The organism is Streptomyces sp. NPDC054932, from assembly GCF_053610205.1.
Map to the genome: position 1 here is coordinate 27,568 of NZ_JBSGXU010000057.1, position 14,679 is coordinate 42,246.

The 14,679-nt window shown below is 73.8% G+C and carries 11 protein-coding genes; 8 read left to right on the forward strand and 3 right to left on the reverse strand.

What is annotated here, in order from left to right; all coding sequences use genetic code 11:
* The first annotated feature begins 119 nt into the window (after positions 1-119).
* A complete protein-coding gene (locus ACWGE1_RS17810; RefSeq protein WP_453421429.1) occupies positions 120-1,313 on the forward strand; it encodes a cytochrome P450 family protein in 1,194 nt (397 codons plus the stop codon).
* A 24-nt stretch (positions 1,314-1,337) separates the two neighbouring features.
* Here the strand turns inward: ACWGE1_RS17810 and ACWGE1_RS17815 are convergent, their stop codons facing one another.
* Together ACWGE1_RS17815 and ACWGE1_RS17820 are read right to left on the reverse strand one after the other, a co-directional pair.
* Complete coding sequence (locus ACWGE1_RS17815; protein ID WP_453421430.1) at positions 1,338-1,991, reverse strand: class I SAM-dependent DNA methyltransferase; 654 nt, start codon at positions 1,989-1,991, stop codon at positions 1,338-1,340.
* Positions 1,992-2,049: 58 nt separating this feature from the next.
* On the reverse strand, positions 2,050-3,564 hold the full coding sequence (locus ACWGE1_RS17820) for an IucA/IucC family protein (protein ID WP_453421431.1): 1,515 nt from the start codon (positions 3,562-3,564) through the stop codon (positions 2,050-2,052).
* Positions 3,565-3,672: 108 nt separating this feature from the next.
* Between ACWGE1_RS17820 and ACWGE1_RS17825 the strand changes: the two genes are divergently transcribed.
* The 4 genes from ACWGE1_RS17825 (at position 3,673) to ACWGE1_RS17840 (ending at position 9,404) form a co-directional block, all read left to right on the forward strand.
* Entirely contained in the window at positions 3,673-5,286 is a 1,614-nt protein-coding gene (locus ACWGE1_RS17825) for an IucA/IucC family protein (protein ID WP_453421432.1), read from the forward strand.
* 135 nt (positions 5,287-5,421) lie between these two features.
* On the forward strand, positions 5,422-6,186 hold the full coding sequence (locus ACWGE1_RS17830; protein ID WP_453421433.1) for a GntR family transcriptional regulator: 765 nt from the start codon (positions 5,422-5,424) through the stop codon (positions 6,184-6,186).
* Positions 6,187-6,549: 363 nt separating this feature from the next.
* A complete protein-coding gene (locus tag ACWGE1_RS17835; RefSeq protein WP_453421434.1) occupies positions 6,550-7,611 on the forward strand; it encodes a quaternary amine ABC transporter ATP-binding protein in 1,062 nt (353 codons plus the stop codon).
* Entirely contained in the window at positions 7,611-9,404 is a 1,794-nt protein-coding gene (locus ACWGE1_RS17840) for an ABC transporter permease/substrate binding protein (RefSeq protein ID WP_453421435.1), read from the forward strand. Before ACWGE1_RS17835 ends, ACWGE1_RS17840 begins: the two co-directional genes overlap by 1 nt.
* An 84-nt stretch (positions 9,405-9,488) precedes the next feature.
* Here the strand turns inward: ACWGE1_RS17840 and ACWGE1_RS17845 are convergent, their stop codons facing one another.
* Positions 9,489-11,705 (reverse strand): MMPL family transporter, encoded by a 2,217-nt coding sequence (locus tag ACWGE1_RS17845; RefSeq protein WP_453421436.1) that lies wholly within the window; start codon positions 11,703-11,705, stop codon positions 9,489-9,491.
* A gap of 192 nt (positions 11,706-11,897) precedes the next feature.
* On the opposite strand from ACWGE1_RS17845, the gene ACWGE1_RS17850 reads away from it, so the two are divergent.
* From ACWGE1_RS17850 to ACWGE1_RS17860, 3 genes are all read left to right on the forward strand, one after another.
* Entirely contained in the window at positions 11,898-13,229 is a 1,332-nt protein-coding gene (locus ACWGE1_RS17850) for a sensor histidine kinase (RefSeq protein ID WP_453421437.1), read from the forward strand.
* On the forward strand, positions 13,226-13,894 hold the full coding sequence (locus ACWGE1_RS17855; RefSeq protein WP_453421438.1) for a response regulator: 669 nt from the start codon (positions 13,226-13,228) through the stop codon (positions 13,892-13,894). Before ACWGE1_RS17850 ends, ACWGE1_RS17855 begins: the two co-directional genes overlap by 4 nt.
* A gap of 143 nt (positions 13,895-14,037) precedes the next feature.
* The gene (locus ACWGE1_RS17860; protein WP_453421439.1) at positions 14,038-14,259 is read left to right on the forward strand and encodes a hypothetical protein; all 222 of its coding nucleotides are present in this window, start codon (positions 14,038-14,040) and stop codon (positions 14,257-14,259) included.
* Positions 14,260-14,679: the final 420 nt, after the last annotated feature.

Genomic DNA, 14,679 nt, shown 5'->3' on the forward strand with positions numbered 1-14,679 from the left:
AGGTCCCACGCACACCGGGTTGCCCCCTGAACGGCGCACAGCGGAAACGGTTCCATTGGCGCGACATCCGTACCGGAAATCATCTCTCGACGGGTGAACGGCCGCCGTACGCTGCCCCCATGGCTCTCGTGGATCTCAGTACGCACGCCGACCGGTTCAATGCCGACCCGTACCCCTTCTACGACGCGCTGCGCACCGCCGGGCCCGTGCACCAACTGGTGCTGGGCGGCGAACGCACCTGGCTGGTCGTCGGCCACGAGGAGGCCCGGCAGGCCCTGACCCACCCGGCGCTGTCGAAGAACTGGCTCGGCTCCGAACTGTTCGCGGACACGCCCGCCCACGCCGTCGCCACCAGCATGCTGGACACGGATCCGCCCCACCACACCCGGCTGCGCCGCCTGGTGGCCCGCGAGTTCACCTCCCGCCGGGTGGAGTCCCTGCGCCCCCGTGTCCAGCGGATCACCGACGAGCTGCTCGACGAGATGGCGGCCCGGCCCGACCGCCGGGCCGACCTGATCGCCTCCTTCGCCGTACCGCTGCCGATGACCGTCATCTGTGAACTCCTCGGCGTGCCCGGCCTGGACCGGCACCGGTTCCGCTACTGGTCGGGCGAGATCGTCGCCCCGATGAACGGCGTCGGCGCGGAGCCCCGGGCCCTGGAGGAGATGACCGCGTACCTCTACGAACTCGTCGCGGCCAAGGCCGAGGACCCCGGCGAGGACCTGCTCAGCGCCCTGATCCGGACCCGGGACGAGGATGGCGGCCGGCTCTCCCCGGACGAACTGATCGGGATGGCCTTCCTGCTGCTGGTCGCGGGCCACGAGACCACCGTCAACCTGATCGGCAACGGCGTACGGGCCCTGCTCGCGCACCCCGGGCAGCTCGCCGCGCTGCGCGCCGATCCGGACGGGCTGATCGACGGCGCGGTGGAGGAGATGCTGCGCTACGACGGCCCGGTACAGCACGCCACGTACCGTTTCGCAGCCGCCGACCTGGAGCTGGGCGGCGCCGCCATAGCGGCCGGCTCCTCGGTCCTGGTCGCCCTCGCCGCGGCGGACCGCGATCCGGCACGCTTCGCGCAGCCCGGCCCGGACGTCTTCGACATCCGCCGCACCGGCCCGGGCCACCTCGCCTTCGGGCACGGCATCCACTTCTGCCTCGGCGCCCCGCTCGCCCGCGTGGAGGGCCGCATCGCGGTCCGGTCCCTGCTGGAGCGCTTCCCGGACCTCGCCGAGGACCCGGACGCGGGCCCGCCCGACTGGCTCCCGGGCAACCTGATGCGGGGCGTGACCCGGCTGCCGCTGCGCTGGTGAGCGCAGGAGCCCGGCGCGAACCATCTACTCCTTGCGGGCCAGCAGGAAGCCCTGGGGGGACTGTTCGTCGGGGCCCGCCCCGCGGACCAGCCGGGCGACCTCGGTCAGTCCGGCCCCGGCCAGCAGCCCGGCGATCAGCTCGGGCGGCGTCCGGTACACGTCGAGCTCGACCGGATGCCCGTACGCGTGGTCCAGCCGGATCCTCTCGTCGCCCGCCCTGAAGGCGATCAGGAGGTGGCCGCCAGGCGCCAGCACCCGGGCGGCCTCCGCGAACACCGCGGGCAGCCCCGAGGGCGGGGTGTGCACGGTCGAGTACCAGGCCAGTACCCCGCCGAGCACTCCGTCGGCCACGTCCAGGGCGGTCATCGACCCCACCTCGAACCGCAGCCCCGGATAGGTCCGGCGAGCCACCGCCACCATCGCCGGGGACAGGTCGACGCCGAAGGCCCGTACCCCGAGGCCGTCCAGATGCGCCGTCACCCGGCCGGGACCGCAGCCCAGGTCGGCCACCGCCCGGCCACCACCGCCCGCGTCGTCCCGCACGTACTCGGCGAAGGCGGCCAGCATGGCCCGGTCCAGCGGCTTCCCGGCCAGTTCGGAGCCGAGCAGCCGCGCGTAGTCGACGGCGACGGCGTCGTAGGACGCCCGTACGGAGCTGAGGTACGAGGTCTCTGTCATGCCCCTGAACAGTAGCCTCCAGAATCCCTCCGGGGGGAACCCGACAGGGTGCTCCCGCTCACCCTACGATCAGCGGATTGGGCAGTTCCGCCCACTGATCGCCCGCAACTCCGGGGCTCAGCCGCATCAGGGTGAGCGCCTTGGTGGGCAGAGTCCCGGCCAGCAGCGCCCCGGTGTCCGCGGTGGCCGGCAGGGCGGTCACCTCCGCGAGCGCCTCGGCGAAGGCCCCGGCCGAGCCCGCCGTGGCGCCGAGCGCCCCCGTCAGCAGGGACCCGAACAACTTGCGCCGCAGGACGGTCACGTCGTCGGTGACCAGCCTGCCGGACAGCGGCGGCACCGGCAGGCCGTGCCGGGCCAGCCGGGCCGGGCTGATCCGGATGTCGGCGAGGTCGCGGTAGACCAGGCGGAGCGGGGCGCCGGTGGGGGACAGGACGACGAGGAGGTTCTGGCCGTGGGCCTCCAGCGCCACCCCGAGCTCCAGCACCCGCAGGCACACCGAGAGCGCGAGCCGGGCGAACTCGGCACGCCAGGCCGCCGAGCGCGCGGGGGCGTACGAGGCCAGGGCCGCGACCGGCAGCACCCGCTCACCGGCAGCGGCGTCCGCGTACGCCTCCGGCGGCTCGCGCAGCACGGCCGCCAGGTCGGGGCTGTGCGCGGTCGCCGCGCCCAGCGTGCGGGTGATGTGCAGCCGGCCGTCGAGCCGCTCGGCCAGGCCCTGCGCGAAGGCGGACACGGCCGCCGCGGTCTCGATGGAGTAGACGGAGATGTCCCGCACGGACGAGGTCAGCCGCGCGCTCAGCGCGGTCTTCACGTGCGCCCCGCCGTCGGCGGGGGCCAGGGTGCGCAGGGCCATCAACGGGTGCGCCGCGAAGCCGGGCCGCACCCGCTCGTGCTTGAGGACGTGCGCCGCCTGCCACGGATGCACCGGAAGCAGGATCCGTCCCCGATCCCGCATCGCCTCCGGCCAGTCGCCGGTGACCAGGCACTCCTCGGCCCGTACGGCGACCAGCCCGAGCTCCACCACCGGCCGGTGCTCGGGCGCGTACGCCAGCTGCTCGGCCACCGAGAAGCCGGGCCGGGAACGGCAGTTCGGGTGGTAGGGGTGGCCGTCGACGACCCGCTGCTCCCACTCCCAAGTGCTCTGCGGGGCGGTGTCCTCGCCGGCGGGCGGCTGACCGGCCCGGGAGAGCGCGAGGGAGGCCGTGCAGGCGTCCAGCTCGGTGGCGAACTGCTCGCCGTGCGGCACCCCGAGGGCCGTCACCAGCCGCGCGGCCTGCCGGTAGGGCCTGCCGTCGAGCAGCAGTTCGTTCACGTACGTCCCGGTCGCGTACGGATCCGGCAGCGGACCCTCCAGCCGGCGGCCCCCGGACAGCAGCAGCGCCAGGCCGTCCGGCCCCTGCTCCCGGCCCGCGATCCAGGGCAGCGGTTCGAAGGCGAGGGCCCGCCAGAGCCGGGTCAGCACGGCCGCCCGGGCACCGTCGAGCGCGTCGGCGTACGAGGGTCCGAGCGACGGTCGTACGTCGGCCAGTTCGGCGGCGACGGCCTCTTCGGCCGCGGAGGGGGAAGGATGCATGCGCAGGCTCCGGCATCGGAATATCGCTTTACGGGATGATCAAGTAATGATTGCGGATACCGAAGATCACGGCTGGTGGTTACGCCCTGCGAACCTCCGGCGCACCGGATGGACCGAATGGAATCAGTGGACCTCAACGCCGCCGCCGACGCGTACGCCGCCGCCCCTCTCCTGAACTGCCTGCTCAGGGAGGCGGCCGACCCCGTCACCACGGGCGGGCCGCACGGGCAGGACGGCCGGGACCGGCCTGCGGACGGGCCCGGAGCGGACGCGGGAACCGGTGTGCGCGTCCACCGGCTGCGCGGCACCGGGCGGCTGCTCCGGGTGCGCGGCGGGCGCCGCCCCGCACTCCCGGAACTGCGCACGGCGGACGCCTGGCACCCGCTCAGCCACGCCGAACTGGCCAAACTCGTCTCCGACGAACTCGGCCGGTTCACCGGCGTCCCCAACGACGAACTCCCCGTCGAGATCACCGACAGCCGGGACGCGATCGCCGCGCTGCTGACCGCCCGGGCCGCCGCCGAACCTCCGGCCGACCCGTACCTGCTCTCCGAGCAGTCCCTGGTGATGGGCCACCCGCACCACCCCGCCCCCAAGGCCCGCGGCGGGGCGCCGGCCGGTACCTGGCTGCCGTACGCGCCCGAGGCCCATGCCCGATTCCCGCTCGTCTTCCTCGGGGTGCGCGAGGAAGAGACCGCCGAGGAGGGCGGCCCGGCAGCCTCCGACGCGATCGACTCGCTCGCCGACGCCCTCGACGGGCCGCGCGCTCCCGCCGGATACCGGCTGCTGCCCGCCCACCCCTGGCAGCTCGAGCTGATCGGCGACCGGCCCGCGGTGCGCGAGGCCTTCGCCGACGGGCGGCTGCTGCGACTGGGCGAGAGCCGCCGGCCGGTCTGGCCGACCGCCTCGATCCGGAGCCTCTACGTACCGCGGCCGGCGGCCGACCTCTTCGTGAAGTTCAGCCTCGACGTCCGGATCACCAACGACGTGCGCCGGCTGTGGCGCCACGACCTGCTGAAGCTGCGCCGCACGGACGCGGCCGTCGAGGCCGGTTTCGCCGCCCTGCGCCGGGCGGGCGGGACGGCGGCCTGGCTCGCCGACCGCGGCTACCGCACCGCCGCCTTCGCCTTCGAGGAGCTCGCGGTCCTGGTCCGCGACGGCCTGCACGCCCACACCGTCCCCGGGGCCACACCGCTGCTGGCGGCCGCGCTCGCCGAGGGCTATCCCGGAAGTCCGCCGGCCGGGGCCACCGACCCGGTCCGGTGGTGGCGGGCCTACCTGCGCCAGGTCGTGCCGCCGGTGCTGGAACTGTTCGCCCGGCACGGCATCGTGCTGGAGGCCCACCTCCAGAACACCCTGGTCGCCGTCGACGCCTCGGGCCTGCCGGTGCAGGCCCTCTTCCGGGACGCGGAGGGAGTCAAGCTGCTGCCGGACCTGCCGCGGGCGGATGCCTGGCAGCGCCTGGTCTACTGCCTGGTGGTCAACAACCTGATGGAGATCGCGGGGGCGCTGGCCGGACGGTATCCGGACATCTCGTCTCTCCTGTGGCCGGCCGCACGGGAGGAGTTCCTGCGCCACGGGGCCAGCTGCGGGCTCCCCGAGATCGCGGACCTGCTCGCCGCCGAGACCCTGCCGGGCAAGACCAACCTGCTGCTGCGCTGGACGAGGGCGGACGGCGCGGACGCCCGGTACCTGCCGCTGCCGAATCCGCTGCGCGGGTAGGTCCGGTGGGGCGTGGGTGGGGAATCGGCCAAGGCGGTCGGCGTCACCCGGTCACCCCTCACTGAAAGGTATAGACCAATGCTAGTTTGGTCGGGCAGACCGCGCAGTCCTTGACCACCCGTCAGAGGAGAAGCCATGCCCTCCCCTTCGCGGGGCGGCGGCCAGGCCGCCATGCCCAAGTACCAGTGGATCGCCGCAGCCCTGCGCCGCGATCTCGACCGCGCCGCGCACACCCCCGGCGGCAGACTGCCCTCCGAGCGCAGTCTCGCCGCCCGCTACCAGGTCAACCGGCAGACCATCAGGGCAGCCCTCCAGCACCTGCGCGAGGACGGCCTCGTCGTCACCGGCCGCCGCGGCACCCGCCCCGCCGCCTTCGCCGCCCCGGCCGCGGCACCCTCCGCCGCGGCCGAGCCGGTGGCCGCGTCCTCCTCGCCGGCCTCGACCCGGAGCCGGCTCACGCTCGTCACCGTCCCGCCCTCGCTCGCCGCGCTGCTCGGCATGGCCGGCGGGGACAGCACCCTGGTCCACCACCAACGCGAACGCGGCCCGGCCGGGGAGACCCTCCGGCACGCCGTCACCTACTTCAGTCCCGGAGCCGTCGCCCGGAGCCCCGAACTGGAGGCCTTCCGGAACCGGGCCGCGGCCGTCCGCGAACCGGAGCTGACCGCCCTGCACCGCTGGCTCGACCGCGCCGCGGCGGGCGGCAGGGTCACCGAGACCCTGACCGTGACCCGCGTCACCCGCCCGCACGCCGCGGCCCCCGCCTGCGGTCTGACCGTGCGCCGCACCCTGCACGACACCTCCGGCCGACTGCTGGCCGTCACCGACCTGGCCTTCCCCACCTGGGACCGCCTCACCTTCCACCGCGACCACGCGGCCACCGGCTTCCGCATCATCTAGGCCGGACGCGCGCTGTGGGCTCGGCCACACCCCGGGCGGCGGCGCGCCGGGCCCGGCCGGTGCGCAGGCCGCCGGGTTCCGGCCCCAACTCGCCACTGGGGGGCGGGCATACCCGCCCGGGGCCGCCCGCGGCCTCCGGGTCCGGCGCACGGACCCGCGTACGGGACTCCCGTACCCCGTACGTGAGGAGGATCACCCCGGCGTTTGCTCGGGTGAATGAGGGGCATCGGCGCTGCTGGAGCGGAACCACGTCCTCCGGTCGTTCGTGCCGGAGTCGGGGCGCACACGGGCAGATCCCGTCCCGCTCCACGGCCCGCCGGTCCGCCGGCGCGCGCCGTTCTTGGTACGACCCGTGAGGTGTATGTGTCCACGCTCCAGGCCGAGCACGTCTACAAGGTGTTCGGGAGGCGTCCCGCCGACAGCGCGGCAGCGGTCCGCGCGCTCGAAGGCGGCGCAGGCCGCGACGAGTTGCGCGCCGACGGGACCACTGCCGCCGTGATCGACGCCTCCTTCGACGTCCAGCCCGGCCAGATCTTCGTGATCATGGGCCTTTCGGGATCGGGCAAGTCCACGCTGCTGCGCATGCTGAACGGCCTGCTCGAGCCCACCGCGGGACGCATCCGCTTCGGCGGCCAGGACCTCACCGCGCTGAGCGCGCGCGAGCTGCGCCACGTACGGTCCACGAAGATCTCCATGGTCTTCCAGCACTTCGCGCTGTTCCCGCACCGCAACGTGCTGGAGAACGCCGGCTACGGCCTCGAGGTGCAGGGCGTGCCCCGCCCCGAGCGCGAGCGGCGCGCCGCCGAGGCCCTCGCCCTGTGCGGGCTGGAAGGCTGGGAGAAGTCCTGGCCCGACGAGCTCTCCGGCGGCATGCAGCAGCGGGTCGGCCTCGCCCGCGCCCTGGCCACCGACGCCGAGCTCCTGCTGATGGACGAGTCCTTCAGCGCCCTCGACCCGCTGATCCGCCGCGACATGCAGGACCAGCTGCTGGAGCTCCAGCGGCGCCTCAGGAAGACCATCGTCTTCATCACCCACGACCTCAACGAGGCCATGCGCCTCGGCGACGGCATCGCCGTCATGCGCGACGGCCGCATCGTCCAGCAGGGCACCGCCGAGGACATCCTCACCCGGCCCGCCGACGACTACGTCGCCTCCTTCGTCCAGGACGTCGACCGTTCGCGGGTGCTCACGGCCGACGCCGTCATGGACGTGCCCGACGCGGACGCCGACGCCTGCGGCTGCCCGACCGTCCACGGCGACACCCCGCTCGCCGACCTGTGCGCGGTCAGCGCCCGGGTCCCGCACGCGGTCGCCGTCACCGACGCGCAGGGCGCCGTCGTCGGCTCCGTTCCGCAGGACCGGCTCATCGCCTTCCTCGGTGACGAACAACGGCCCCCGATGGCCTGTGCGGAGGTGGCCGCCTGATGCCCCGCCTGCACCTCGGCGCCTGGGTCGACAGTGGTGTCGACTTCCTCCAGCGCCACCTGTCCTGGCTGTTCGACGCGATCACCGCACTCGTCACCGGTCTCTACGACGGCATCGACGCCGTCCTCTCCGCCCCCGCCCCGCTGCTGTTCGCGGGCATCCTCGCGCTCGGCGCCTGGTGGCTGCGCGGGCTCCTCGCCGGCCTGCTGGCCTTCGCCGGCCTCGCGCTCATCGACTCCGTCGGCCTGTGGTCCGACGCGATGTCCACGCTCTCCCTCGTCCTGGTCGCGACCCTCGTCACACTGGTCTTCGCGATCCCGCTCGGCATCCGGGCCTCCAGATCCGACCGGGTCAGCGCCGTCCTGCGGCCCGTCCTGGACTTCATGCAGACCATGCCGGCCATGGTCTACCTCATCCCCGGGATCATCTTCTTCGGGGTGGGCGTCGTGCCCGGCATCATCGCGACCATCATCTTCTCGCTGCCGCCGGGCGTACGGATGACCGAGCTCGGCATCCGCCAGGTCGACGCGGAACTGGTCGAGGCCGCCGATGCCTTCGGCACCACCCCGCGCGACACCCTCGTCCGCGTGCAGCTGCCGCTGGCCCTGCCGACGATCATGGCGGGCATCAACCAGGTCATCATGCTCGGCCTGTCCATGGTCGTCATCGCCGGCATGGTCGGCGGCGGCGGGCTCGGCGGCGCCGTGTACCGAGCCATCGGCAACGTGGACATCGGCCTCGGCTTCGAGGCGGGCATCTCCATCGTCATCCTGGCGATGTACCTCGACCGGATGACCGGCGCCCTCGGCCGCCAGGTCTCCCCGCTCGGCCGGCGCGCCCTCGCCAAGGCGCGGGCCGCGGCCACCGGCGCGGCCAAGGTGTGGAACCACCGCCCCCAGCCCGCCCATGCCCTCACCGGAGTCGTGGTGCTCGCCCTCACGGCGGGCGGTCTCAGCACCTTCGGGGGCTCGGCCTCCGGGGACGGACCGGCCGGTGCGGCGAACATCGGCAAGGGCCGCACGGTCTCCGTCGGATACATCCCCTGGGACGAGGGCATCGCCTCCACGTTCCTGTGGAAGGAGCTCCTGGAGCGGCGCGGCTTCAAGGTCGACGCCCGCCAGCTGGAGGCCGGAGCCCTCTACACCGGCCTGGCCGGCGGCCAGATCGACCTCCAGACCGACTCCTGGCTGCCCGTCACGCACGCGCAGTACTGGGAGAAGTACGGGAACAAGCTGGAGGACCTCGGCTCCTGGTACGGCCCCACTTCGCTGGAGCTGTCCGTGCCCGCCTACATGAAGGACATCCGCTCGCTCGCCGACCTCAAGGGCAGGGCCGACCGGTTCAAGGGCCGCATCATCGGCATCGAGCCGAGCGCCGGAGCCATGTCCATCCTCAAGGACAAAGTCCTGAAGGAGTACGGCCTCGAAGGCGAGTACCAGGTCGTCGACGGCTCCACCCCCGGCATGCTCGCCGAGCTCAAGCGGGCCTACGACAAGAAGGAGCCTGTCGTGGCCGTGCTGTGGTCCCCGCACTGGGCCTACTCCTCCTACGAGCTGACCAAGCTGGAGGACCCCGAGGGCGCCTGGGGCAAGGGCGACGGCATCCACACGCTGGCCCGCAAGGGCTTCGGCGACGACGAGCCCGAGATCGCCCGCTGGCTGCGCGACTTCAAGCTCACCGAGCAGCAGCTGACCGGCCTGGAGGCGAAGATCCAGGAGACCGGGAAGGGCAAGGAGCAGCAGGCCGTCCGCGCCTGGCTGGAGGACCACCCCGAGGTCGACCGGCTCGCCTGACACCGAAGGCGCCGCCGCATGCAGGGCCCCGTACCGTCGTACGGTCCTGCGCGCGGCGGCGCCTTCGCCGTGCTCAGGGGCGGCTCAGCCGGCCAGGACCCGCTGCGGGGTCCGCTGCGCACCGGCGTCGGCGTCGCCGTCGCGGTCCGCGCCGGAGCGGCGCGGGCGCACCGGCCACCACAGGGAGCGGCCCAGCAGGGTGGCCAGGGCGGGCACCAGCACGATCGACAGGACGAAGGCGGAGAGCATGATGCCGAGGGCCGTCGCGAAGCCGATCTGCTGAGTGGACGGGGCCGGGGTGACGGCCAGGCTCCCGAAGGAAGCGGCCAGCACCAGGCCCGCCGTGGCGATGGCGGGCGCCGTGTGGCGCACGGCGCGGCCCACCGCGGCGCGGGCCGGACCGGGCCGTGCCATCTCCTCCCGGATCCGGTCGCTCATCAGGATGTTGTAGTCGGTGCCCAGCGCGACCACGAACAGGAACAGCACGAGCGGCAGCGTGAAGTCCACCCCGGGCCGGTCCAGGGCGTGCTGGAACACCAGGGTCGAGGCGCCGAGGGTGGCGGCGAAGCCGAGCCCGACCGAGGCCAGCAGGATCACCGGCGCGAGCAGACTGCGCAGCAGTGCCAGCAGGATCAGTCCGATCAGAGCCGCCGCCACCGGGAAGACCACCTCCAGGTCCTTGTCCACGGCGGTCGCGATGTCGGCGAAGATCGCCGCCGTGCCGCCCACGTGTGCCTCCGTACCGGCGGGTGTGTGTTCCGCGACCGTGGCCCTGACCGGGCCCGTCACCAGATCGCGCGCCTCCTGGCGCTGGGGGTCGGCCGTCAGGAACAGGTCGATCCGCGCGGCCCGCCGGTCCCCGGTCAGCACGGTGTCCGCGACCTGGCCCACGCCGTTGACCCGGGCGAGCGCCGTGGACAGCCCGCCGAGCCGTTCGGCGGTCAGGGCGGCGCCGTCGGAGGCGGTGACGAAGACGCTGGTCGGATCCGACACGCCGGCCGGCATCGCGCCGGATATCTCGGCCGCGGTGGCCACGGCGGCGGTGTGCTCCCCGCCCCCACCGCTCTGCCCGTAGTCCATGCGGATCCCCACGACCCCGGCCGCCAGGGCGCCGAGCAGGGCCACCGAGGCCAGGACCAGTGCGACCGGCCGGCGTGCCACACGGTCGCCCATCCTCGCGGCGGAACCGGCGCGGGGCGCGCTCTTCAGGTCCCGGGAGGGCCAGAACATCCTGCGGCCGGTGACCGCCAGCAGGGCCGGCATCAGGGTCAGGCTGCCCAGCAGCATCACCAGGACGGACAGCGCGATGGCCGGCCCGAGGACCCTGAACTGGCCGAAGGAGGCGACCCCGAGCGTGGCGAACGCGGCGACGATGGTCAGGGCCGCGGAGGTGATGGCCGTACCCACCCGTCCGGCGACCAGGGCGGCGGCCTCGCGCCCGGACTGCTCGGGGTGTTCGCGCAGCTGCTCCCGGAAGCGGAAGAGGAGGAAAAGGAAGTAGTCGATTCCAATGCCCATCAGCACCACACTGATCAGACTCGGCGTGGATTCGGACAGACCGGTCCCGGTCAGCAGCGCGGCGCCGACCACCACGCCCGCCGCGGCGCCGCCGATGACGGTGACCGCGAGCAGCGGCAGCAGGGCCGCCAGGGCGCTGCGGAAGACGAGTACGTGCAGCAGGACGATGACCCCGAGCATGATGATGCCGACGACCACCGACCTGGTCTTCTCGGCGTCCGCGGTGTCCACGCGGTCGGCGATGCCGCCCGTGAAGCCGGTGCGCAGGCCCTCATCGGCGAGAGCGTCCCGGGCGGAGTCCCGGAAGGTCCGGTAGGTGTCCTGCACGCCGGGATCGGCGGCGTTCCCGGTCAGTTCGACGGACAGCAGCCGGAAGGAACGGTCGGGCGCGGTCATCGCCGGGCTGACCCGGGGGATCTGCGAGTGGTCCTGAGCCAGGGGCGGAGTCTCCTCGGTCCTGGGCATGACCACCCGCTGCCGGGACAACCGGGCGGCCTGCGCGTCGATGCGCTGCTCGTCGGCGGCCGTGAGCGGCGCGCCGTCCGACCGGGCCACCAGCACGGTCAGGAGGTTGGCGTCCGGCTTCGCCCCGAACCGCTCCTCGGCGATCTTCAGAGCGGCCGCCGAGTCGTAGTGCGCCGGCAGGAACCCGCCGCTGCCGGTCTGAATGGCGCGGAAGACGAACGCCTGGCCGAGGACGGCCGCGGCCAGTCCCAGGACCGCCCACAGGGCGATCACCTTCCACGGACTTCTCGTCGAGAATCCGGTCAGGGCGCGGATCACTGGTTTCCTCCGGTCTGTGCGGTGCGGGTCGGGGGTTCCCGGCCCGACTCCAGACCATCAGGAGCGAACGGGCGAAGCGTCAGGTCGGGGGAGGATCCGCACCCCGGGACCAGGGTCCGGGCGCCCGCGCCGACCAGGACCGTGGTCCTGGTACGGGTCCCGACCTCGGTCGGGTGGCACGGGAGACGGCCGGTGCCAGAATGGATCACCTCGGAGGAGGACCGGCGGCATCGGCCGGGCATCGGGCCGGGCATCGGGGCGGGCATGGGGGCGGGCATGGGGGCGGGCATGGGGGCGGGCATGGGTGTGGGCACGAACACGGCTGCGGACACGGACACGGATGCGGATGCGGACCGGGGTCCGTGGACGCGCAACGACGCACTCGTGGCGGTGGCGGCCGGCGCCACCGACCTCGTCGGCTTCTCCCTCGGGACCCTCACCGAGGGCGGCAGTCTGAGCGTGACCGCGGCCGCCCTGCTGGTGGTCTCGGCGATGGCCCTGCTCGCCCGGCGCGTCAGCCCCGTTCCGGTACTCGCCGTCGTGCTGGCCCTCGGCACCCTGGTGAACATGGCCGCTCCGCTGGCCCCCCACTTCACCCTCAGCCTGACGATCGCCCTCTACTCGGTGGCCCGGACGAGCCGCCCCGCCGTGGTCGCCGTGACGGTGGCCGCCGCCGTACCGCTCGTCTCCGCCGGCCAGAGCGGCTGGCCGCTGCCCTTCGGCTGGTGGGGCCTGGCCGGAAACGCGACCGCCGCTCTCATCTGCGTCACCGCGGCCTGCGTCGTCAAGCACCGGCAGCGGGAGGCGGAGACCCGGCGGCTGCTGCTCGCCGACCGGGCGGTGGCCGAGGAACGCCGCCGGATCGCCCGCGAACTGCACGACATCGTCGCCCACCACATCACCACCATGCAGCTGATGGCCGGCGGGGCGCGGGCCAACCTGGCCTACGACCCGGAGGCGTCCCGGGAGGCCCTCGTCACCCTGGAGGACTCCGGGCGGATGGCGCTGCGCGAGATGCGCCAACTCCTCGACGTGCTGCGGGCCGGGGAGGAACCGGAAGAGACCCCGCCCGCGCCGCAGCCCGGAGCCGATGACCTCGCGCGGATCATCACCGAGTCCCGGCTGGCCGGGACGGAGACCGAGTTCACCGTGGACGGCCCGGTCCGCCCGCTGCCGCCGACCGTGGGCCTCACCGTCTTCCGGATCGTCCAGGAGGCCCTGACCAACACCCGCAAGCACGCGGGCGGGGCGCGGGCCCGCGTACGCCTCACGTACGACCGGGACGAGGTGGGCGTGGAGGTGCGGGACGACGGACCGGGAGCGCAGGCACCGGCCGTCCGCCCCGCGGCGCGCTCCGGGTACGGTCTGATCGGTATGCACGAGCGGGTCGCCCTGCAGGGCGGAACCCTGGAGGCCGCCGCCCTCGACGGCGGCGGATTCCGGGTGGCGGCCCGTATCCCGGTCCCTGTCCCGGCACCCCTCCCGGGCCCGGGCGAGGGCGAGAGAGAGGAACGGCACGGATGATCCGTGTACTCATCGCCGACGACCAGCCGCTGGTACGGCGCGGCCTGGCCCTGATCCTGGGTCCCGACCCGGAGTTCGAGGTCGTGGGCGAGGCCGAGGACGGAGCCCGGGCCGTGGCCCTCGCCCAGCAGGTGCGGCCCGACGTGGTCGTGATGGACATCCGCATGCCGGTCCTCGACGGGGTCCAGGCCACCGCGGAACTCGCGCGCACGCTCCCCGAGGCCCGTGTCCTGGCGCTCAGCACCTTCGACATGGACGAGTACGTGGTCGCCGCCCTGCGCGCCGGCGCGTACGGCTTCCTGCCCAAGGACATATCCCCGGAGGAGCTGATCGCCGCGGTCCGCATCGTGCATTCCGGCGAGGCCGCCGTCGCACCGCGGCTGCTCAGCAGGCTGCTCTCCGCCTACGTACGGACCACCGCGCGGCCGCGATCGTGGACGGCCGAGTACCCGGTCGAACTCACCCCGCGCGAGCTGGAGATCTGGCGGCTGATGGCCACCGGCCGGGGCAACGCCGAGATCGCCACGGAACTGGACATCAGCGTCTCCACGGTCAAGAACCACATCACCGGCATCTTCGGCAAGCTGGGCGTCCGCGACCGCGCGCAGGCCGTGATCGCGGCGTACGAATCGGGCCTGGTGGAGGCCGGCAGCGGGAGCGGTTGATCACCAAGTGCCCGCAAGAGGACCGGATTCCTCCTGCGGACCACACCTCTGACCAGCCGGAACACTGGACGATTCGCCCGTGCGCACAGTGGCCCGTCCGTGGCACAGTGCGATCAGTCCAACCGCACGACCAGGGAGCCTCCATGCGCGATCCGCACGCCACGCCGCTCACGGCCGCCCCCGAGTGCCTGCCGGAACCCCGCCCGCTGCCCTGCTGCCCGGTGTGCGACGGCGCGCCGGAACGCATCTCCTGGCGCCAGCGCCCGGGGCGGCCGGTGGTCCTGGTCTTCGACCCCTGCGGCCACCGCTGGTCCTCCCCGGCCCCACCGGTCCTGGCGGTCACCCCACCGCTCCCGCCGGGGTGACCGGCTGATCACGACAGCACCCGACTCCGGTCCTGCCCACGCCTGTTCGGCCGGGCCCGCCCCGGGCGAACTGCCGCGCGGCGCTCAGTCCGACCGGACGCCGTCGGCAGCTGCCGGATGCTCAAATATGCGTGATGGAAGCCGACTTCGAGCATCATCTTTCACTGAGGCCCGCCGGAGCGCTATCTTGCCGGGAGCATGCCAAGGAGCTGTGTCCGTGTTCCGGACCGCACGAGGAGCTGCCCCATGAGACTGCCAAGCATCCGCAGGAGCCAGGGTCGGCAAGGCCCGTCAGGCAGCAGGGTCCACGCGGCGCGGCGGGGGGGCAGGCGGCGCGCCCCCGCCGCCGCCCAGCGCCCCGCCGCCCCCACCCGCGGGGGGCGGGCCCCCCCCCGGCCCCGCCCCCTAACCCCCCCCGCC